At 65.0% G+C, this 20,954-nt stretch carries 16 protein-coding genes and 1 pseudogene; all 17 read left to right on the top strand.

Annotated elements, in window-relative coordinates:
* Positions 1-52: 52 nt before the first annotated feature.
* Positions 53-3,190 (top strand): efflux RND transporter permease subunit, encoded by a 3,138-nt coding sequence (locus ACVWYP_RS38235; RefSeq protein ID WP_304496929.1) that lies wholly within the window; start codon positions 53-55, stop codon positions 3,188-3,190.
* 21 nt (positions 3,191-3,211) lie between these two features.
* The gene (locus ACVWYP_RS38230; protein ID WP_028338595.1) at positions 3,212-3,820 is read left to right on the top strand and encodes a TetR/AcrR family transcriptional regulator; all 609 of its coding nucleotides are present in this window, start codon (positions 3,212-3,214) and stop codon (positions 3,818-3,820) included.
* 130 nt (positions 3,821-3,950) lie between these two features.
* On the top strand, positions 3,951-4,574 hold the full coding sequence (locus tag ACVWYP_RS38225; RefSeq protein WP_304496928.1) for a flavin reductase family protein: 624 nt from the start codon (positions 3,951-3,953) through the stop codon (positions 4,572-4,574).
* Between the two features lie 324 nt (positions 4,575-4,898).
* Positions 4,899-6,132 (top strand): annotated as a pseudogene (locus tag ACVWYP_RS38220) (SMP-30/gluconolactonase/LRE family protein).
* Positions 6,133-6,490: 358 nt separating this feature from the next.
* On the top strand, positions 6,491-8,758 hold the full coding sequence (locus ACVWYP_RS38215; RefSeq protein WP_304496927.1) for an acyl-CoA dehydrogenase: 2,268 nt from the start codon (positions 6,491-6,493) through the stop codon (positions 8,756-8,758).
* Positions 8,758-10,041 (top strand): acetyl-CoA C-acetyltransferase, encoded by a 1,284-nt coding sequence (locus ACVWYP_RS38210; RefSeq protein WP_304496926.1) that lies wholly within the window; start codon positions 8,758-8,760, stop codon positions 10,039-10,041. Before ACVWYP_RS38215 ends, ACVWYP_RS38210 begins: the two co-directional genes overlap by 1 nt.
* A 2-nt stretch (positions 10,042-10,043) precedes the next feature.
* Positions 10,044-12,140 carry a 3-hydroxyacyl-CoA dehydrogenase NAD-binding domain-containing protein gene (locus ACVWYP_RS38205; protein WP_304496925.1) on the top strand — a complete coding sequence of 699 codons (2,097 nt, stop codon included), beginning with the start codon at positions 10,044-10,046 and terminating at the stop codon, positions 12,138-12,140.
* Between the two features lie 41 nt (positions 12,141-12,181).
* A complete protein-coding gene (locus ACVWYP_RS38200; RefSeq protein ID WP_439711220.1) occupies positions 12,182-12,613 on the top strand; it encodes a hotdog domain-containing protein in 432 nt (143 codons plus the stop codon).
* Between the two features lie 174 nt (positions 12,614-12,787).
* Entirely contained in the window at positions 12,788-12,982 is a 195-nt protein-coding gene (locus ACVWYP_RS38195; protein WP_028338602.1) for a hypothetical protein, read from the top strand.
* Between the two features lie 135 nt (positions 12,983-13,117).
* Positions 13,118-13,957 (top strand): DeoR/GlpR family DNA-binding transcription regulator, encoded by an 840-nt coding sequence (locus tag ACVWYP_RS38190; protein ID WP_028338603.1) that lies wholly within the window; start codon positions 13,118-13,120, stop codon positions 13,955-13,957.
* A 75-nt stretch (positions 13,958-14,032) separates the two neighbouring features.
* Positions 14,033-14,830, top strand: a complete 798-nt coding sequence (locus ACVWYP_RS38185; protein ID WP_304496924.1) for a hypothetical protein — start codon at positions 14,033-14,035, stop codon at positions 14,828-14,830.
* On the top strand, positions 14,827-15,096 hold the full coding sequence (locus ACVWYP_RS38180; protein WP_304496923.1) for a hypothetical protein: 270 nt from the start codon (positions 14,827-14,829) through the stop codon (positions 15,094-15,096). Before ACVWYP_RS38185 ends, ACVWYP_RS38180 begins: the two co-directional genes overlap by 4 nt.
* Before the next feature lie 200 nt (positions 15,097-15,296).
* Positions 15,297-16,841 carry a glycerol-3-phosphate dehydrogenase gene (gene glpD, locus ACVWYP_RS38175; protein WP_304496922.1) on the top strand — a complete coding sequence of 515 codons (1,545 nt, stop codon included), beginning with the start codon at positions 15,297-15,299 and terminating at the stop codon, positions 16,839-16,841.
* Positions 16,838-17,977, top strand: a complete 1,140-nt coding sequence (locus ACVWYP_RS38170; protein ID WP_304496921.1) for an ABC transporter ATP-binding protein — start codon at positions 16,838-16,840, stop codon at positions 17,975-17,977. The genes glpD and ACVWYP_RS38170 overlap by 4 nt, the downstream gene beginning before the upstream one ends.
* Before the next feature lie 12 nt (positions 17,978-17,989).
* Positions 17,990-19,075, top strand: a complete 1,086-nt coding sequence (locus ACVWYP_RS38165; protein ID WP_304496920.1) for an ABC transporter ATP-binding protein — start codon at positions 17,990-17,992, stop codon at positions 19,073-19,075.
* Entirely contained in the window at positions 19,075-19,977 is a 903-nt protein-coding gene (locus tag ACVWYP_RS38160) for a carbohydrate ABC transporter permease (RefSeq protein ID WP_304496919.1), read from the top strand. The genes ACVWYP_RS38165 and ACVWYP_RS38160 overlap by 1 nt, the downstream gene beginning before the upstream one ends.
* Positions 19,977-20,783, top strand: coding sequence for a carbohydrate ABC transporter permease (locus ACVWYP_RS38155; RefSeq protein WP_028333212.1), 807 nt, complete (start codon positions 19,977-19,979; stop codon positions 20,781-20,783). Before ACVWYP_RS38160 ends, ACVWYP_RS38155 begins: the two co-directional genes overlap by 1 nt.
* Positions 20,784-20,954 lie beyond the last annotated feature (171 nt).

The raw sequence follows: 20,954 nt of genomic DNA, 5'->3' as shown, positions 1-20,954 counted from the left end.
CGCAATCGCAGCGGAAACGGTTCTGGGACTGGTCTAGAACTTGGAGAGTTCGATGAAGCGCTTCAACCTTTCGGCCTGGGCGGTCAGCCATCCGACGCTGGTCCTGTTCCTGATGATCATTCTCGGCGCCGCCGGCTTCTTCTCCTATGAGAAGCTCGGCCGCGCCGAGGATCCGTTCTTCACCGTCAAGGTGGTGAACGTCTCGGTGATGTGGCCGGGCGCGACCTCGCAGGAAATGCAGATGCAGGTCGCCGATCCGATCGAGAAGAAACTGCAGGAGCTGCCGTTCTTCGACAAAGTGCAGACCTATTCCAAGCCGGGCTTCACGGCGATGCAGGTCTCCTTCAAGGATTCGACCTCGCCGAAGGACGTGCCCTACCTCTTCTATCTGTTGCGCAAGAAGCTGGTCGACGTGCAGGGCGAGCTGCCCTCCGGCATCCTCGGTCCCGTGGTCAACGACGAATTCTCCGACGTCGATTCGATCCTCTATATGATGACCGGCGACGGCGCCAATTATGCGCAGCTCAAGAAGGTCGCGGAGGGTTTTCGCCAGCGCCTGCTGAAGGTGCCCGGCGTGACCAAGATCGATCTCTACGGCACCCAGGACGAGCGTATTTTCGTCGAGTTCTCGCATGCCAAGCTGGCGACGCTCGGCATCACGCCGCAAGCGCTGTTCGACTCGCTCGCCAAGCAGAATAACGTCACCCCGGCCGGCACCGTCGAGAGCTCATCGCAGCGCGTGCCGCTGCGCGTCACCGGCGCGCTTGATGGCGTCAAGGCGGTTGCCGAGACGCCGGTCGAGAGCAACGGCCGCGTGTTCCGGCTCGGCGATATCGCGACCGTCAGCCACGGCTATGTCGATCCGCCGAGCTTTGTGGTGCGTCAGGAAGGCAAGCCGGCGCTCGGCATCGGCGTCGTCACCGCCAAGGGCGCCAACATCCTCGAGCTCGGCAAGGAGGTCCAGAAGGCGACCGCCGAGTTCCTGAAGGCGGTGCCGCAGGGCGTCGATATCCAGCAGATCGCCGACCAGCCCAAGGTGGTCGAGCACGCCGTCGGCGAGTTCGTGCACTCCTTCGTCGAGGCGCTCGCGATCGTGCTGTTCGTCTCCTTTGTCGCGCTCGGCTGGCGCACCGGCATCGTGGTCGCGCTGTCGGTGCCGCTGGTGCTCGGTATCGTCTTCATCGTGATGAACGCGATGTCGCTCGACCTGCACCGCATCACGCTCGGCGCGCTGATCATTGCGCTCGGCCTTCTGGTCGACGACGCCATCATCGCGGTCGAGATGATGGTGGTGAAGATGGAACAGGGCTGGGACCGCATGAAGGCGGCGTCCTTTGCCTGGGAATCTACTGCGTTTCCGATGCTCACGGGGACGCTGGTCACAGCCGCTGGCTTCCTCCCCATCGGCTTTGCCAATTCGGCGGTCGGCGAATATGCCGGCGGCATCTTCTGGATCGTGGCGATCGCGCTGGTCGCCTCCTGGTTCGTCGCGGTGATCTTCACGCCCTATATCGGCGTCAAGCTGCTGCCGAACATCAAGGTGCACCAGAATCACGATCCGCACGCGATCTACGAGACGCGGATGTATCGCGGCCTGCGCAGCGTCGTGCAGTGGTGCGTCGATCACCGCATCAAGGTGGTGGCGGCGACCGTCGGCGTCTTCGTTGCCTCCATCGTTGCGTTCGGGCACGTCCAGCAGCAGTTCTTCCCGCTGTCGGAGCGGCCCGAGTTGTTCCTGCAGCTGCGGCTGCCCGAGGGCACCGCCTTCAACGTCACCGAGAAGACGGTGAAGAAGGCCGAAGGGCTGCTGAAGGGCGATGACGACATCCAGACCTACACCGCCTATGTCGGCCAGGGCTCGCCGCGCTTCTGGCTCGGCCTCAACCCGCAGCTGCCGAACGAGGCCTTTGCCGAGATCGTGATCCTCGCCAAGAACGTCGAGGCGCGCGAGCGCGTCAAGGCCAAGATCGAGCAGGCCGCCGCTGATGGCGCGCTGAACGAGGCGCGGGTCCGGGTCGACCGCTTCAATTTCGGTCCGCCGGTCGGCTTCCCGGTCCAGTTCCGCGTGATCGGCCCCGATGCCAACAAGGTGCGCGACATCGCCTACCAGGTGCGCGACGTCATGCGCCAGAACAAGAACGTCAAGGACGTCCAGCTCGACTGGAACGAGCAGTCGCCCTACCTGAAGCTCGCCGTCGACCAGGATCGGGCGCGCGCGCTCGGCCTGACCCCGCAGGACGTCTCGCAGGCGCTGGCGATGCTGATCTCGGGTGCGCCGGTCACCACGATCCGCGACGGCATCGAGAAGGTCGGCGTGGTCGCCCGCGCGGTGCCGTCCGAGCGGCTCGATCTCGGCCGCGTCGGCGATCTCACCATCACCACGCGCAACGGCGTAGCCGTCCCGCTGCAGCAGATTGCCAAGATCGAATATGCGCATGAGGAGCCGATCCTGTGGCGCCGCAACCGCGACATGGCAATCACCGTGCGGTCGGATGTCGTCGACGGCGTGCAGGCGCCCGACGTCACCAACCAGATCTCGCCGAAGCTGAAGGACATCCAGGCCCATCTCGAGCCGGCCTACCGGATCGAGCCGGGCGGGGCGTTCGAGGAATCCGCCAAGGGCAATGCGTCGATCTTCATCCTCTTCCCCGTGATGGTGATGGTGATGCTGACGCTGCTGATGATCCAGCTGCAGAGCTTCTCGCGCCTGTTCCTGGTGTTCCTGACCGCGCCGCTCGGCATCGTCGGCGCCTCGCTGGGGCTGAACGTCGCCAACCAGCCGTTCGGCTTCGTGGCGCTGCTCGGCCTGATCGCGCTCGCCGGCATGATCATGCGCAACGCCGTGATCCTGGTCGATCAGATCGAGAGCGACGTGGCGTCCGGCCTGACCCGGCGCGAGGCGATCGTCGAAGCCACCGTCCGGCGCGCCCGGCCGGTGGTGCTGACGGCCCTGGCCGCCATCCTCGCCATGATCCCGCTGTCGCGCTCGGCGTTCTGGGGCCCGATGGCGATCACCATCATGGGCGGTTTGTTTGTTGCGACTTTCCTGACCTTGCTGTATCTGCCGGGCCTTTACGCCCTCTGGTTCCGCAAGACCCTCGAGGAGAGCGGCTCCGAGCAAACCGATACTGCGCCGCAGCATGCCGGCGATGCGCAACGCGCATTTCCGCTTGCTGAGGCGGCCGAATAATTGAAGATTGAGTAGGCCAACATGACACTGATCTCGGAACATAGCGAAACCGACACCCGCGAACGGATTCTCGTGGTGGCGGAGCGCTTGTTCCGGCAGATCGGGTACCAGAAGACGACGGTCGCCGACATCGCCAAAGAGCTGCGGATGAGCCCCGCCAACGTGTACCGCTTCTTCGATTCGAAGAAGTCGATCCACGAAAGCGTGGCCCGCGGCCTGATGGGCGAGGTCGAGATCGAGGCCCAGCGCATCGCGCGCTCGGAGGGGCCGGCGGCGCCGCGCCTGCGCCAGCTGATGACGACCATCAATCGCATGAACACCGAACGCTATGTCGGTGACTCCAAGCTGCACGAGATGGTCGAGATCGCGATGCAGGAGGACTGGGACGTCTGCGTCGCCCATATGGAGTGCATCGCCTCCATTATCGGCGAGGTGATCGCGCAAGGAGCCGCGTCGGGGGAGTTCGAGATCACGGACCTGCAACTCGCCTCGCTGTGTGCCTGCACGGCGATGATGCGGTTCTTCCACCCGCAGATGATCGCCCAATGTGCCACCAAGCCGGGCCCGACCATCGACCAGATGATCGATTTCGTGATCGCCGGCCTGTCGCCGCGCAGCCGCGCCAATTGAGCGCCAGGGCTGACATTTTCGTCAGTTGACTTCCTTGTCATTCCGGGGCGATGCGTAAGCATCGAACCCGGAATCTCGAGATTCCGGGTCTGTTCCTTACGGACCATCCCGGAATGACGAGGACGCAATCGTGACTGCCAAAGACCTGCATTTCTACGAGCCGAAGAACGGCCACGGCCTGAAGCACGATCCGTTCAACGCCATCGTGGCGCCGCGGCCGATCGGCTGGATCTCCTCGCGCGACAAGGGCGGCAACGTCAATCTCGCGCCCTACAGCTTCTTCAACGCGTTCTGCTACGTGCCGCCGATCATCGGCTTCTCCTCCACCAACTGGAAGGACAGCGTCGCCAACATCCAGGACACCGGCGAGTTCGTCTGGAATCTGGCGACGATGGATCTCGCCAAGCACATGAACGCGACGGCGGTGCATGTCGCGCGCGATGTCGACGAGTTCAAGCTCGCGGGGCTCACGCCGGTCGCCGGCAAGCTCGTCAACGTGCCGCGGGTCGCCGAAAGCCCGGTGTCGTTCGAATGCAAGGTGAGCCAGATCGTCCAGCTCCAGGGCGCCGACGGCAAGAAGGCCGAGGCTTGGCTGACGCTTGGCGAGGTCGTCGCCGTCCACATCGACAAGGCCTTCATCAAGGACGGCGTCTACCAGACCGGTCTCGCGCACCCGATCGTCCGCGCCGGCCGCCGCGGCGACTACTTCGAGATCAAGCCGGAAAACATGTTCGAGATGATCCGGCCGGATTAGCTCTTCCTTCTCCCTCGCCCGCTTGCGGGGTCGAGACGAGCGAAGCTCGCTCTTAGAGGGTAGGGTGAGGGGCTGCTTCCACCAGTTATGATCGTCGTGAGACCTGTACCCCTCACCCGGATTGCATCTTGCGAAGCAATCCGACCTCTCCCCGCAAGCGGGGCGAGGTAAGAGACGTCGCGCCGCAACGACAGCCCGCACCACAACAATGTGAAATTTCCGCGCGCGGGGATGAAAAACCGTCACTCGCAACCTCTCCGGGAGCAGTCTAACCTCCACCCGCCAGGCCGGATCAACGGCCGGCCAACAGAGTGGGAGGATGCGATGACACGCCAACCGCGGCGCGATCCGAACGAAGAACAACGCGATCCGAACGTTTCACGACGCACGCTGGTTCAGGGGCTGGCGGCTTCCGCCGCCGCCGTCGCGGGCATCGGCAGCGCGCTGGCTCAGAATGCGCCCGCGCCGGTCGGGCCGCCGACGACGATCACCAGCCCGCCGCGCGACTTCAGTCCGCGCGGTGCGCCGACCACCTATTTCTGGGACCCCGACATCATCGCGGTCGATCCGTCCTTCAACGACCTTGCCCAGCCCAACACCTCGATCAAGCGCCTCCACACCGGCCTGTTGTGGGCGGAAGGCCCGGCCTGGAGTTCGCAGGGCCGTTATCTGTTGTGGAGCGACATTCCCAACAACCGGCAGATGCGCTGGTCGGAGGACGACGGCCATGTCAGCGTCTTCCGCATGCCGTCGAACTGCTCGAACGGCAATTCGTTCGACTTCCAGGGCCGCCAGCTGTCCTGCGAGCATCTCACCCGCCGCGTGACGCGCTACGAGAATGACGGCACCGCGACCGTGCTTGCCGATAACTATCAAGGCAAGCGGCTGAACTCGCCGAACGACATCGTCGCGCATCCCGACGGCAGCTACTGGTTCACCGATCCGCCCTATGGCGGGCAGCTCTATGAGGGCGAGCCCGACGCCGCGGGCGGCCCGGGCAATCCGGCCGGCTCCCCGGATCGGCCAGCCGGCGGGCTTCGTGCCGGCCAAGCGCGAGCTGCCGACCAATTGCTATCGCATCGATCCCTCCGGCCGTGTCGATCTCGTGGTCAGCGAGGACCAGGTGCCGGACCCGAACGGCCTCTGCTTCTCGCCGGACTACAAGAAGCTCTACGTGGTCTCGACCGGCAAGGGACCGGGCGATAGCGGCCCCGGCGGCAAGGGTGACGTCTTCGTGTTCGATGTCGGCGCCGACAACAAGCTCTCCAACGGCAAGCGGTTCAGCGATTTCACGATCGACGGCGTGAAGTGCGGACCGGACGGCATCCGCTGCGACGTCAACGGCAATGTCTGGTGCTCGAGCAATGCCGGCCGCGCGGTCGGTTACAGCGGCGTGACGGTGTGGTCGCCGGAGGGCAAGCTGCTCGGCCGCATCCGGCTGCCCGAGGTCTGCGGCAACATCACCTTCGGCGGCCCCAAGCGCAATCGCCTGTTCATGGCCGCAAGCCAGTCGCTCTACGCGGTCTATACAGCAACCCAGGGAGCGGGGCCGGCCTGATCTCGGTTTTCACTTCACCTCTCCCCAGCGGGGAGAGGTCGATTTGCGCAGCAAATCGGGTGAGGGGGAGCCGCTCCAACGAGAGACCGCAACCCCTCACCCGGCGCTGCGCGCCGACCTCTCCCAAGGGAGAGGTGGCCGCCAGAGCGGCCTCCTTGGCCGTCCCGCGCGATTCGCTATCGCCCCGCTACCTGATTGTCGCACCTCAGCTTTCGGAACTGAACGCGTGGCCTGCCGTTAACAGAATGGCGCCTGGGCCGCGTCAATTTCGCTTTATTTGAACAGCGAAGTGTTCACCGGTGAACGGCACTTTCCGATAAGATCACCCATCCGCGCCGCCGTTTCATGAGGATCCGCCATGAGCTTCCGCCGCGACTATATGACAAAACCGATCTTCTCCTGGGCGCGTGGCGTGCTGCCGACGATGTCGGACACCGAGCGCGAGGCCCTGGAAGCCGGCGACGTCTGGTGGGACGCCGATCTGTTCACCGGCAATCCCGACTGGTCGAAATTGCTGGCGTTCGCGCCGGCCAGATTGACCGACGAAGAGCAAGCCTTCCTGCACGGTCCGGTCGACGAGCTCTGCAGGATGCTCGACGAGTGGAAGATCAACTGGGAATGGCGCGATCTGCCGCCCGAGGTCTGGGCCTTCATCAAGGCCAAGAAATTCTTCGGCATGATCATCCCCAGGGAATTCGGCGGCCTCGGCTTCTCGCCCTATGCGCATTCCGAAGTGGTGCGCAAGATCTCGTCGCGTTCGCTGACCGCGGCCGTCACCGTGATGGTGCCGAACTCGCTCGGGCCGGGTGAACTCCTGATGCGCTTCGGCACCAAGGAGCAGCAGGACAAATGGCTGCCGCGCCTCGCCTCGGGCCAGGACATTCCATGCTTCGGTCTGACCAGCCCGGAGGCAGGGTCCGATGCCGCCTCGATGATCGACACCGGCATCATCTGCAAGGGCAATTTCGAAGGCCGCGAGGTGCTGGGCTTGAGGCTCAACTGGCACAAGCGCTACATCACGCTCGGCCCGGTCGCGACGCTGCTTGGGCTAGCGTTCAAGGCCTATGATCCCGATCACCTCGTCGGCAGCGAGGAAGAGCTCGGCATCACCGTCGCGCTGATCCCGACCCATCTGCCCGGCGTCTCGATCGGCCACCGCCACCTGCCGGCGATGCAGGTGTTCCAGAACGGCCCGAACTGGGGCCGCGACGTCTTCATTCCGCTCGACTACATCATCGGTGGCCAGGAGCGGCTCGGCCAGGGCTGGAAGATGCTGATGACGGCGCTCGCCGCCGGCCGCGGCATCTCGCTGCCGTCGCTGTCGGCGGCCGGCGCTGCCTATGCCGCGCGCACCACCGGCGCCTATGCCCGCATCCGCGAGCAGTTCGGCATCTCGATCTCGAAATTCGAGGGCATCGAGGAGCCGCTCGCGCGTATCGCCGGCACGGCCTATCTGCTCGACGCCGCGCGGCGGCTGACCTGTGCGGCACTGAACGAGGGGCATCATCCCGCCGTCATCTCCGGGATCATGAAGCTGCACGCCACCGAGCGGATGCGGATCGCGATCGACGACGCCATGGACATCCATGGCGGCAAGGCCGTGATCGACGGGCCGCAGAATTATCTCGGCGGGCTCTACCGTTCGGTGCCGGTCGGCATCACGGTCGAGGGCGCCAACATCCTGACCCGCAATCTGATCGTGTTCGGGCAGGGCGCGATCCGTGCGCATCCCTATCTGTTGCAGGAGATGAACGCGCTCGGCGAGACCGACCGCGACAAGGGCCTCACCGCGTTCGACACCGCGTTCTGGAAGCATGTCGGCCACAGCTTCGCGACCATGTTCCGCGCCTGGGGCCGCAGCTGGAGCTTCGGCCTGTTCGCGCCGGCGCCGGATGCCGGTGACGCCACCGAGTTCTATCGCCAGCTGTCTCGCTATTCCTCGGCATTCGCGCTGTGCGCCGACATGGCGCTGCTCACCCTCGGCGGCGCGCTGAAGCGCAAGGGGATGCTCTCCGCGCGCTTCGGCGACATCCTCTCCGAGCTCTATTTGCTCTCCGCGGCGCTGAAGCGCTGGCAGGATGAGGGCCGGCAGAAGGAGGATGTTCCTGCGCTCCAATGGTGCATGGCATCCGGCTTCAAGACCATCGAGAACCGCTTTGCGGAAATCTTCGCCAACATGCCGAACCGCCCGGTGGCGTGGCTGCTGAAATTCCTGATCCAGCCGTTCGGCGCCCGCGTCACCGGCCCGTCCGATCGCGTCGTGCAGCAATGCGCGCAGCTCGTGCTGTCGCCGTCGGCTGCGCGCGATCGGCTGACGCCGGACCTCGCCTTTGTCGAAGATGACGGCGGCATCGCGCGGCTGGAGAAGGCCTTCCGCCTCGTCACCGAGACCGAGGACGCCGCCAAGCAGCTGCGCGCGGCGCGGCTGCACGACTGGAAGGATGCGGTCAAGAAGGGCGTCATCACCGAGGCCGACGGCGAGAAGCTCGCCGCCGCCCATGAGGCCGTCGCCAAAGTTATCGAGGTTGATGATTTTGCGCCGGAGGCGCTGTCCCCGATTTACAAGAAATCCGCCGACGTGCATCAGTTCTTCCAGGAGCTTGGTGAGCAGAGGGCGGCGAGCTGATGGCGCGACCAGTCTTTATTGTCGACGGCAGCCGGACGCCGTTCCTGAAGGCGCGCTCCGGTCCCGGCCCGTTCACCCCGGTCGATCTTGCCGTGCAATGCGGCCGGCCGCTGCTGGCCCGGCAGCCGTTCGCGCCCACCGCCTTCGATCAAGTGATCCTCGGCTGCGTCAACGTGATCGCCGATGAGATGAACCCGGCGCGCGTCGCGGCGCTCAGGCTCGGCATGGGCGAAGAGATGGTCGCCTTCACGGTGCAGATCAATTGCGGCTCCGGCATGCAGTCGATCGACACCGGCTACCGTTACATCCGCGAGGGGACCTCCGACCTGATCCTCGCCGGCGGTGCCGAGGCGCTGAGCCACGCGCCGCTGGTCTGGCCCAATTCCGGCGTGCGCTGGTTTGCAGGCTTCGCCGGCGCCAAGGGGCTAGGTGCCAAGATCGCCGCGGCGCTGAAGGTGAAGCCGAGCTACTTCAAGCCGATCATCGGCCTCGAGCGCGGGCTGACCGATCCGATCACCGAGCTCAACATGGGGCAGACTGCCGAGAAGGTCGGCCATCTCTTCGGCATTACCCGCGCACAGTCCGATGCATATGCTGCCGAGAGCCATCAGCGGCTGGCCAACGCGCAGAAGCAAGGCTTTCTCAAGGGCGAGGTCGAGACCGCGTTCTCCCGCGACGGCAAGTTCTACGACCATGACGACGGCGTCCGCCCGGACTCGACGCCCGAGACCCTGGCGAAGCTGAAGCCGGTGTTCGGGCGTCCGTGGGGCCAGGTCACCGCCGGCAATTCCTCGCAGATCACCGACGGCGCTTCCTGGGTGATCCTGGCGTCGGAGACGGCGGTGGCCAAGCACGGGCTGACGCCGAAGGCCGTCATCCTCGACAGCCAATGGTCGGCGCTCGATCCCTCGATCATGGGCCTCGGCCCGGTGCTGTCGGCGAGCGCGATGCTCAAGCGCAACGCCATGACCTTGCAGGACGTCGAGACCTGGGAGCTCAACGAGGCCTTCGCCACCCAGGTGCTGGGCTGCCTCGCGGCGTGGAACGACGAGACATTCTGCCGCGAGATTCTCGGGCTCGATGGCGCGGCCGGCGAGATCGACCGCGCCAAGCTCAACGTCGACGGCGGCGCGATCAGCCTCGGTCATCCCGTCGGCACCAGCGGCAACCGCATCGTGCTGCATCTGGTCAATGCGATGAAGCGGCTCGGCACCAGGCGCGGCGTCGCCACCGAATGCATCGGTGGCGGGCAGGGCGGCGCGATGTTGATAGAGACGGTGTGATCATGGATTCACGGATCATGGACGTTCTCGCCGATCGCGTGCTCGAACTTGGGCCGAAGCCTGCCGCGGACAGCCCCTACAGGAATTTCAAGCTGACGCGCGATGAGGACGGCATCGCCTGGCTGCTGTTCGACCGCGCCGGCGCCAGCGCCAACACGCTGTCCGCCGATCTGCTCGAGGAGCTCGATGCCATCGTCGCGGCGCTGGAGAACCAGCGGCCGACCGGCCTCGTGGTGCGCTCGGCCAAGCCAAGCGGCTTCATCGCCGGCGCCGACGTCAATGAGTTTCGCGGCGCCAGCGATTCCGGCGCGGTCGAGACCGCGATCGGCCGCGCCCATGCGGTGATCGACCGGCTCGAGGCGTTGCGCGTGCCGTCGGTCGCCGTGATCCACGGCTTCTGCCTCGGCGGCGGCCTCGAGGTCGCGCTGGCATGCCAGATGCGGATCGCGATTGACGATGCCAGGTTCGGTTTCCCAGAGGTGATGCTCGGCCTGCATCCCGGTCTCGGCGGCACGGTGCGCTTCACCGAGCTGGTCAACCCGATGCAGGCGATGACCTTGATGCTGACCGGCAAGACCATCGACGCGCGCCGCGCCAAGGCGCTCGGCCTGGTCGACGCCGTCACCCAGGAGCGCCATGTCCGCAACGCGGTGAAGGATGCGGTGTTCGGACGGCTGAAGCGCGCCAGGCCGGGCGCGCTCAACTCGCTCCTCAATCTTGGTCCGGTCAGGGGCTTCCTCGCCTCGCGGATGCGCAGCGAGGCCGAGAAGGCGGCACCACGCAAGCATTACCCGGCGCCCTATGCGCTGATCGATCTGTGGGAGAAGCACGCCGGCAACCGCACGGCGATGCTGAATGCGGAGAAGGCCTCGTTCGCCAATCTGATGGTGACGCCGACCGCGCAGAATCTGATCCGCGTGTTCTTCCTGCGCGAGCAGATGAAGAAGCTCGCCGGCGGCGGCAACAAGGTTGCGCACGTCCATGTCATCGGCGCCGGCGCGATGGGCGGCGATATCGCGGCCTGGTGCGCCAACCAGGACATGCGCGTGACCTTGGCCGACATGAAGGCCGAGCCGATCGCGGGCGCCATGAAGCGGGCCGCCGAGTTGTTCGGCAAGATCATGCGCAAGCGGATCGACCAGCGCGACGCGCTCGACCGGCTGATTCCCGACATGGACGGCGAGGGCGTCCGCAATGCCGATCTGATCATCGAGGCAGTGCCGGAAAAGCTCGAGCTGAAGCAGAAGGTCTATGCCTCTCTCGAGCCGAAGCTGAAGCCGGGCGCGATCCTCGCCACCAACACGTCGAGCATCCCGCTGCAGGATCTGCGCACCACGCTGGCACGGCCGGAGCGGCTGCTCGGCCTGCACTTCTTCAACCCGGTGTCGCGGCTGCAACTCGTCGAGGTCGTCAGCCATGACGGCACCGATACCGGCATGCTCAAGGAGGCGCTGGCTTTCGTCGGCGCCATCGACCGCCTGCCGCTGCCGGTGAAGAGCTCGCCGGGCTTCCTCGTCAACCGCGCGCTGACGCCCTACATGCTGGAAGCGATGATGATGCTGGACGAGAAGATCGACCCGCGCCTGATCGACGCGGCCGCGGTCGAGTTCGGCATGCCGATGGGGCCGATCGAACTTGCCGACCAGGTCGGCCTCGATATCTGTCTCGATGTCGGCGACATGCTGCGCTCGAAGTTCGGCGATACGCTGCCGCCGACGCCTGCATGGTTGCGCGAAAAAGTCGTCAGGGGCGAGCTCGGCCGCAAGACCGGCAAGGGCTTCTACACCTGGAAGGACGGCAAGGCGGAAAAGGCGCCGCTGCCCGAGACCGGTCCCCGGGTGAGCGATGAGATGATCGACCGCCTGGTGCTGCCGATCTCGAATGTCTGCGTCGCCGCCCTGCGCGAGGGCATCGTCGACAATCCCGACATGGTCGACGGCGCGATGATCTTCGGCACCGGCTATGCCCCGTTCCGCGGCGGCCCGCTCAACTATGCGCGCAGCCGCGGCGTCGACAATGTGGTGTCTGCCATGCAGGCCTTGATGCGCAAGTTCGGCGGCCGATTTGCGCCGGATACCGGCTGGGAGTCCTTCAAGTGACTGATTCGCAAGTGACCGATTCGCAGGTGACCGCCTCGCAAGTGACCGACACCCATGTTCACGCGCCGCTGAGCAACGATGCCGAGCCGAAGGGCGATCTCTGCATCCGCACGCTGGCGATGCCGGCCGACACCAATGCCAATGGCGACATCTTCGGCGGCTGGCTGCTCAGCCAGATGGATCTCGGCGGCGGTGTGTTCGCCTCCAAGGTGGCGAAGTCGCGCACCGTGACGGTCGCGATCGACGCGATGAACTTCCGCAAGGCGGTCAATGTCGGCGATCTCGTCTCCGTCTATGCCAATCTCGTGCGCATCGGCCGCACCTCGATCACGGTGCATCTCGAGGCCTGGGTGCTGCGCCGTCGCGAGCAGCAGTCGATCCTCGTGACGGACGGCAATTTCACCTATGTCTCGATCGACGAGCAGGGCCATCCGCAACCGATCCAGCGCGACGGCGCCACGATCGCGACCTGACATTCGTCGCGCCAGTGCCGCTGATTCGGCGCGGGAGCAAACGCGTCGAAACTGAGTCCGGAGCGTGGTTTGATTGCAAAAAGCGTCGGATTCCAACGCTTCGCCGCGCAAAATAACTGAGGAACAAACAGCCAGCGATTCCGTTGTCGGGCCGGAGTCAAACCGAGGCTGACAATGTCCGACAGTTACGTGATCGAAGTGAGTTCGCAGACGGCGGGTATCGTGGTGCGCGATACGCGTGGTTATCAGTTCTTTGCTGCATCGCACCTTTTCGACCGCCTTGAAGGCCAGATCTTCCGCAATGCCCGCGAGGCCGAGCGCGCGGCGCGCCGGCTGCTTACCGGTCAATCCATGCAGGTGGCGTCGTAGAACACCTTTGCGCGATAGCGCGTGGCCCTGGCGAAGCGTCCACCTTCGCCCGGCCGTCCCTGACACGGTACTGCACGTTGACCTCCGTGCCGAACGGTCGCACCATGGGCGACTCGCCGTTTCAAGGGGGCCGCCGTGGCCGGACTCTCCCATCGCCAGACTGAAATCCTCAACATCGCGCGCGCGTTCGGCCGGGTCATGGTCGAAGACCTCGCCAAGCGATTCGAGGTGTCGGCGCAGACCATCCGCAAGGACCTTAACGATCTCTGCGACCAGCGCTCGCTGACCCGCATCCATGGCGGCGCGATCATCGCCTCGGGCGTCGAGAACCTCGCCTACGAGGCGCGTCGCTTCGTCGCCGCCGAGGAGAAGAAGGCGATCGGCGCTGCCGCGGCGGCACGGATTCCGAACGGCTGCTCGCTGTTCATCAATATCGGCACCACCACGGAAGAGGTCGCGAGCGCGCTGACCTCGCATGAGGATCTGCTCGTCATCACCAACAACCTCAACGTCGCGATGCTGCTGTATCGTCATCCGCGCATCGAGGTGGTGGTGGCCGGCGGCACGGTGCGCCGCGCCGACGGCGCGGTGGTCGGCTCCACCGCGACGCAGCTGATCGGCCAGTTCAAGGTCGACTACGCCATCATCGGCGCATCGGCGATCGACGAGGAGGGCGCGCTGCTCGACTTCGACTATCGCGAGGTGCAGGTCGCGCAGGCGATCATCGCCAACGCACGCAACGTCATGCTGGTCTCGGACTCGACCAAGCTCCGCCGCAGCGCGCCGGTGCGGATCGCCCATATGAGCCAGATCCAGACCTTCGTCACCGATTCACCGCTTCCTGCGGGCCTCGCCAATATCTGCCACAGCCGCGGCATCGAGGTGGTCGTCGCGATGGACAAGCCGCAAGTCGATCTCGACGACAACGGCGCCGACGCGGCACCCGCGACGCTGCGCAGCGCGCAAGGCGCTTGATCGCTCAAGTTTTAGCGAACCTGTTTCGGATGCCTTTCGGCCGCTGCTGTAGCCTGCCTGAGGTGGAGCGGTTCGTTGGTCAGCACGCAATTCAAGATCGTCACGGCATTGGGCATGGCGGCGATGTTCGGCATCGTCTCGTTTGTCCTTGGCTTTAGCGTCGCATCCGCGTGCGCAACGGCGCTGGCCGGCGGTGTTTCTGCGCTTGTGGTCATGCGTGCGTTCGATGGTGAGACCCAGCCGCCATCGAAGAGTGTCCGTGCCGACATCTTTCGCTTCGGCAGCGGGAGCCGCCCGGCCTGGCCGTCGGAACTGGAACAGCAGAACGGCCGTGGCAGGAAACTGCTTTACGGACTGTCGCGGATCTTCTTTTCGGGATCGCTGTGTCAGCGCACCGCGAGCGGGGCCTTCCTCGCGCAGTCGGTAATCGGCCTGGTGGCGATCGTCCTGTTCCGGCTTGGCCAGGCGATGGGCTTTGACATGCGGCTGTCCGCAATCCCGCCGTTCGGGGGCCTGTTTGCGGACGGCATCCCGATGTCGGCTGGAGCAGCCGCGCAAATGAGGTTCGAGCACCTCTTCCTGCCGCTGGTCTCGCTCTACGCCGTCACGTTTTCCCTGTTCCTGATCGCATTGCTTGGCGATCTCGCGACCATCCTGCGCGACTGGCGAAAGCAGTGGAAGTATCTCACGATGCCGCTGTTCTGCTTTGCATTCTGGGCACTCCTGGCGCACCGAAAATCATCGGGATATAGCGCCCTGCAAGTCGCGCTCGGCGGCGGACACCTCTGGGCCTATGTCGCGGTCTTCGTGTTCTTTCCGCTCTTCTTTCTCGTGCTGTCGGCGTCGCTGCCAGGCAATCGGGCGATCCGATGAACAGGGATCGCTCGATCGGGCGAATCTATCTCCGCTTCGCGCTCAAATGGTATGCGATCCTTTTCGTCGCATCGTTGGTCTTCTACGTCCTGTTCGCCAGCGGTCACACATTCGTCGCGTCGACCGGTGTGCTCTTGCTCGCCGCCTACTTTGTGCGCGACAGCCGAGCTTGCGCCAAGCGGGCAGGCGGTGAAGTTCGCCGTACCTACGATCCCGAAAAGGCTCTGCCGGAATTGCGCGTCGGACGATCGCCACAGCGTCCCTGACCGTCCGCCACCGCTTAGCCTGGCGTCACCCCAAGCGTCGCCCGTCCGTCCACCCCAAAAGCCCTGACCGCGAGCACTCCGCCCAAAGAATCCCCAGCGAAAGTTCCCCGTTTTCACTTTGCTTTCGTTTTTGGTTGTGATTTACTCCAATCCGAAAGTAAAACCGTCAAAGCGAAGGCGGTTGCCGGGGGAAGCGTTCTTTGGATCAGATTTACGACCTCGCCATCATTGGAGGCGGCGTTAATGGCTGCGGCATCGCGCGCGATGCAGCGGGCCGGGGTAACTCTGTTTTCCTCTGTGAAATGAATGACTTGGCCAGCGGGACGTCGTCCTGGTCGACCAAGCTCGTGCATGGTGGTCTGCGCTATCTCGAATATTACGAGTTTCGTCTGGTGCGCGAGGCGCTGATCGAGCGCGAAATCCTCTGGCAGATCGCGCCCCACATCATTCGGCCGCTGCGTTTCGTTTTGCCGCACCACGCCGGCCTGCGCCCGGCCTGGCTGCTGCGGCTCGGCCTCTTCCTCTACGACCATATCGGCGGCCGGCATTTGCTGCCGGCGACGCGCTCGGTCGATCTGACCCGCGACGTGGTCGGCAAGCCGCTGATTCCGGGCCGCTACACCAAGGGCTTCGAATATTCCGACTGCTTCGTCGACGACGCCCGGCTGGTTGCGCTGACTGCGCGCGATGCCGCCGATCGCGGCGCCGAGATCCGCACCCGCACCCGCGCGGTCGAGATCAGGCAGGTCGACGGCGTCTGGCACGTTACGGTCGAAGACAGCGTCACGGGTGCCCGCGACACGATCCAGTCACGCGTGCTGGTCAATGCCGGCGGTCCCTGGGTCGAACAGGTCCTGGCGTCAGGCGCCGGCGTCAACGCGCGCGCCAAGGTGCGCCTGGTGCAGGGCTCGCACATCGTGGTGCCGAAGCTCTACGACCACGACCGTGCCTACATCTTCCAGAATGCCGACGGCCGCATCATCTTCGTCATTCCCTATCGGGACGACTTCTCGCTGATCGGTACCACCGATCGCGACTATGACGGCGATCCGGCCAAGGTGAAGGCGACGCAGGAGGAGATCGAATATCTCTGCGCGTCCGCCAGCGCCTATCTCGCCAAGCCGGTGAAGCCCGAGGACGTGGTCTGGAATTACTCCGGCGTGCGTCCGCTCTATGACGACGGCGCGAGCGAAGCCAAGGCCGCGACCCGCGACTATGTGTTCGAGCTCGATACGCCCGGTGGTGCGCCGCTACTGTCGATCTATGGCGGCAAGATCACGACCTATCGCCGCCTCTCCGAAGAGGCGCTGGAGCGGCTGTCGCCTTATCTCCGCGGCACAAAGGCGCAGGAGGGCTGGACCGGCAAGGCGCCGCTGCCCGGCGGCGACATGGATGTATCAGCGGTCGCGGCGCTGAGCGCCGAATTGATCCGCAACTATCCGTTTCTCGCGCAATCGCACGCCAATCGTCTCGCCCATGCCTATGGCACGCGCGCCAGCAAAATCTTGGGCAACGCAACATCGACGGCCGATCTCGGCCGCTCCTTCGGCGCCACCTTGACGGAAAGCGAAGTCAGGTACCTGATGGCGAACGAATGGGCTCGGACTGCGGACGATGTCGTCTGGCGACGATCCAAGCTGGGCTTGCGGATGACGGCGGGTGAAATCGCCGCGCTCGACGAGTGGATGCTCGCCAACCGCGGGTCCGGTGAACGTCCCCTCCGCGAAGCGGGAGGACGGGCATGAGCGTCACACTGCAGAATGTCACGCGAACCGTGGATGGCATTCCGACCATCCGCGATGTGTCGCTGACGCTGGAGCGTGGCACGCTCAGCGTGCTGCTCGGGCCGACGCTGTCGGGCAAGACCTCGATCATGCGGCTGCTCGCCGGCCTCGACAAGCCGACCAACGGCCGCGTGCTGGTCGATGGCAAGGACGTCACCGGCGCCGACGTGCGGCAGCGTTCGGTCGCGATGGTCTATCAGCAGTTCATCAACTATCCCTCGCTGACGGTCTATGAGAACATCGCCTCGCCGCTGCGCGTGCAGGGCAAGCCGCGCGTCGAGATCGAGCGGCGGGTGGCGGAAGCGGCCAGCCTGTTGCGGCTCGAGCCGTTCCTGAAGCGCACGCCGCTGCAACTCTCCGGCGGCCAGCAGCAGCGCACCGCGATCGCGCGGGCGCTGGTCAAGGGCGCCGACCTTGTGCTGCTCGACGAGCCGCTCGCCAATCTCGACTACAAGCTGCGCGAGGAGCTGCGCGCAGAGCTGCCGCGCATCTTCGAGGCCTCCGGCGCGATCTTCGTCTATGCCACCACGGAACCGTCGGAAGCGCTGCTGCTCGGCGGCGACACTGTGTGCATGTGGCAGGGCCAGGCGCTGCAAACCGGTGCGACGCCCAAGGTCTACCGCCATCCCGACACGCTGCGCGTTGCGCAGGTGTTTTCCGATCCGCCGCTCAACATCATCGGCATCGAGAAGAAGGGCGCGCAAGTGATCTATGCCGGCGGCGAGCAGGCGCCCGCGGCCGGCCTCTATGCCAACCTGCCCGATGGCCGCTACCGGACCGGCTTCCGTGCGCACCAGCTCGAGGTCGGGAATGTCGCGGCCGGCCGCCACAAATTCTCCGCCGCGGTGACGGTGACCGAGATCACCGGGTCGGAGAGCTTTGTGCACGTCCATGTCCACGGCTCGAACTGGGTCGCGGTGCTGCACGGCGTGCACGAATATGAACCCGGGCAGGTGCTCGATGCCGCGCTCGATCCCGACAACATCTTCGTGTTCGACGCGGCCGACCGCCTCGTCGCGTCGCCCGCGACCGCGTTTTCGGGCAACGTGTATCGCAGTGCGCGTGCTGCAAACGCGTCAGCCGGCAACGGCAAGTGAGGGAGATGCTCCATGGCCCGCATTGACCTCGTCGATCTCGCGCACTCCTACGGCGGCAACGACGCGCCGCAGGAATCCTTTGCACTGAAGCCGGTCACCATGACCTGGCGGCAGGGCGGCGCCTATGCGCTGCTCGGGCCGTCCGGTTGCGGCAAGACCACGCTGCTCAACCTGATCTCCGGCATCGTGACGCCGTCGCGGGGAAAGATTCTGTTCGACGGCCGCGACATCACGCCGCTGTCGACGCAGAAGCGCAACATCGCGCAGGTGTTCCAGTTCCCGGTGATCTACGACACCATGACGGTCGGCCAGAACCTGGCCTTCCCGCTGAAGAATCGCGGCGTCGCGAAGGCCGAGGTCGACGCACGGGTCAGGCAGATCGCCGATCTGCTCGACCTCAAGCCCTATCTCAAACGCAAGGCGACACGGCTCACCGCCGACGCCAAGCAGAAGATCTCGCTCGGCCGCGGCCTGGTGCGCTCCGACGTCGCGGCCGTCCTGTTCGACGAACCGCTGACGGTGATCGATCCCGAGCTGAAGTGGCAGCTGCGCTCCAAGCTGAAGGCGCTGCACCGCGAGCTCGACCTCACGATGATCTACGTCACCCACGACCAGACCGAGGCGCTGACCTTCGCCGACACCGTCGTCGTGATGCATGACGGCCGCGTGGTGCAGAGCGGCACGCCGGCCGAATTGTTCGACAAGCCGGCGCACACCTTCGTCGGCTATTTCATCGGTTCGCCCGGCATGAACATCGTGCCCGCCGAGGTCAGTGGTCACGAGGCGCGGATCGACGGCCATGTCATCGGCCTGCATCGAAACTATGGTGTGCTGCCTGCGGGCAAGAAGATCGAGATCGGCGTGCGGCCGGAGTTCGTCGATGTCGCGGCGCCGGCGTCAGGGCTGCTGTCGGCCACCATCGAGCGGATCGACGACCTCGGCCGCATCCAGTTCGCCCGCGTGCGGGTCGGCGATACCAAATTCGCCGCGCGCGTGCCGCCGGGCTTCTCGGTCTCCGGCAACACCGCCGGGCTGATCTTCAATCCCGCGCATGTCCACGTCTATGCCGACAGCCATTTGGTAGAGGGGGTCGCCTGATGGACAAGACGATCAACCAAAAAGCCTGGTTCCTGGTGTTGCCGGTGTTCCTGGTGGTCGCGTTCTCGGCGGTGCTGCCGCTGATGACCGTCGTGAACTATTCGATGCAGGACACCTTCGGCAACAACCAGTTCTTCTGGAACGGCGTCGGCTGGTTCAAGGAGCTGCTCGATCCATCGACCGATCTCGGCGGCCGCTTCCTGGCCTCGCTCGGCCGCAACCTGTTCTTCTCTGCCGTGATCCTCGCGATCGAGGTGCCGCTCGGCATCATCGTCGCGCTGTCGATGCCGCGCGAGGGCTGGGGCGTCGCGGCCTGCCTCGTCATCCTCGCCTTGCCGCTGCTGATTCCGTGGAACGTGGTCGGCACCATCTGGCAGATCTTCGGCCGGCCCGATATCGGCCTGCTCGGCTATGTGCTGAACCACCTCGGCCTCAACTACAATTACGTGTCCAATGAGGTCGACGCCTGGGTCACGGTCATCGTGATGGACGTCTGGCACTGGACCAGCCTCGTCGCGCTGCTCTGCTACGCCGGCCTGAAGTCGATCCCCGACGCCTATTACCAGGCGGCGCAGATCGACGGCGCCTCGCGTTGGGCGGTGTTCAAGGCGATCCAGCTGCCGAAGATGAACCGCGTGCTGCTGATCGCGGTGCTGCTGCGCTTCATGGACAGCTTCATGATCTACACCGAGCCGTTCGTGGTCACCGGCGGCGGCCCCGGCAATTCGACGACCTTCGTCTCGATCGAGCTCGTCAAGATCGCGCTCGGCCAGTTCGACCTCGGCAAGGCCGCGGCGCTATCGCTGGTCTACAATTTGATCATCCTGATCGTGTGCTGGGTGTTCTACACCGTGATGGTCAATGCCGGCTCCGAGCGTCCGGCCAAGGAAGGAGCGGCGTGATGCATTCGATCCCCGGCCGCCGCCTGATCATGGCGCTGTTCCTGATCTTCCTGCTGTTGCCGATCTACTGGCTCGTCAACATGAGCTTCAAGACCAACGCCGAGATCGTCTCGACGATGACGCTGTGGCCGCACACGCCGACGCTGCAGCACTACAAGCGTATCTTCACCGACGAGAGCTGGTATTCGGGCTACATCAATTCGCTCGAATACGTCGTGCTCAACACCATCATCTCGATCGCGGTGGCGTTGCCGGCGGCCTATGCGTTCTCGCGCTATCGCTTCCTTGGCGACAAGCATCTGTTCTTCTGGCTGCTGTCGAACCGCATGGCACCGGCGGCGGTCTACGCGCTGCCGTTCTTCAACCTGTATTCAGCGATCGGCCTGTTCGATACGCCGTGGGCGGTCGCGCTCGCGCACTGCATCTTCAACGTGCCGCTGGCGGTGTGGATCCTCGAAGGCTTCGTCTCGGGCGTGCCGCGCGAGATCGACGAGACCGCTTTCCTCGACGGCTATTCGTTCCCGCGCTTTTTCATCAAGATCCTGGTGCCGCTGATCGCGAGCGGCATCGGCGTCGCCGCCTTCTTCTGCTTCATGTTCTCCTGGGTCGAGCTGCTGCTGGCGCGCACGCTGACCTCGGTGCAGGCCAAGCCGATCGCGGCGATCATGACGCGCACGGTCTCGGCGGCCGGCATGGACTGGGGCTTGCTTGCCGCCGCCGGCGTGCTCACCATCATTCCGGGCGCGCTGGTGATCTGGTTCGTCCGCAACTACATCGCGCGCGGCTTCGCGCTCGGCCGGGTCTAGCGTCATGATGAAGCAACCAAGCACCATCTCGACGCCGCGCTTCACCTCTCCCGAGGGGAGAGGTCGGATTTGGCGCGAAGCGGCAAATCCGGGTGAGGGGTTTGGTTCGATCGATGGACCGTACCCCCTCACCCCAACCCTCTCCCCATGGGAGAGGGAGCGCACCGCATC

This window comes from Bradyrhizobium sp. USDA 3262 (genome assembly GCF_054060035.1).
The sequence above is the reverse complement of the archived record's forward strand: the minus strand, read 5'-3'. Positions and strand labels throughout refer to the sequence as shown.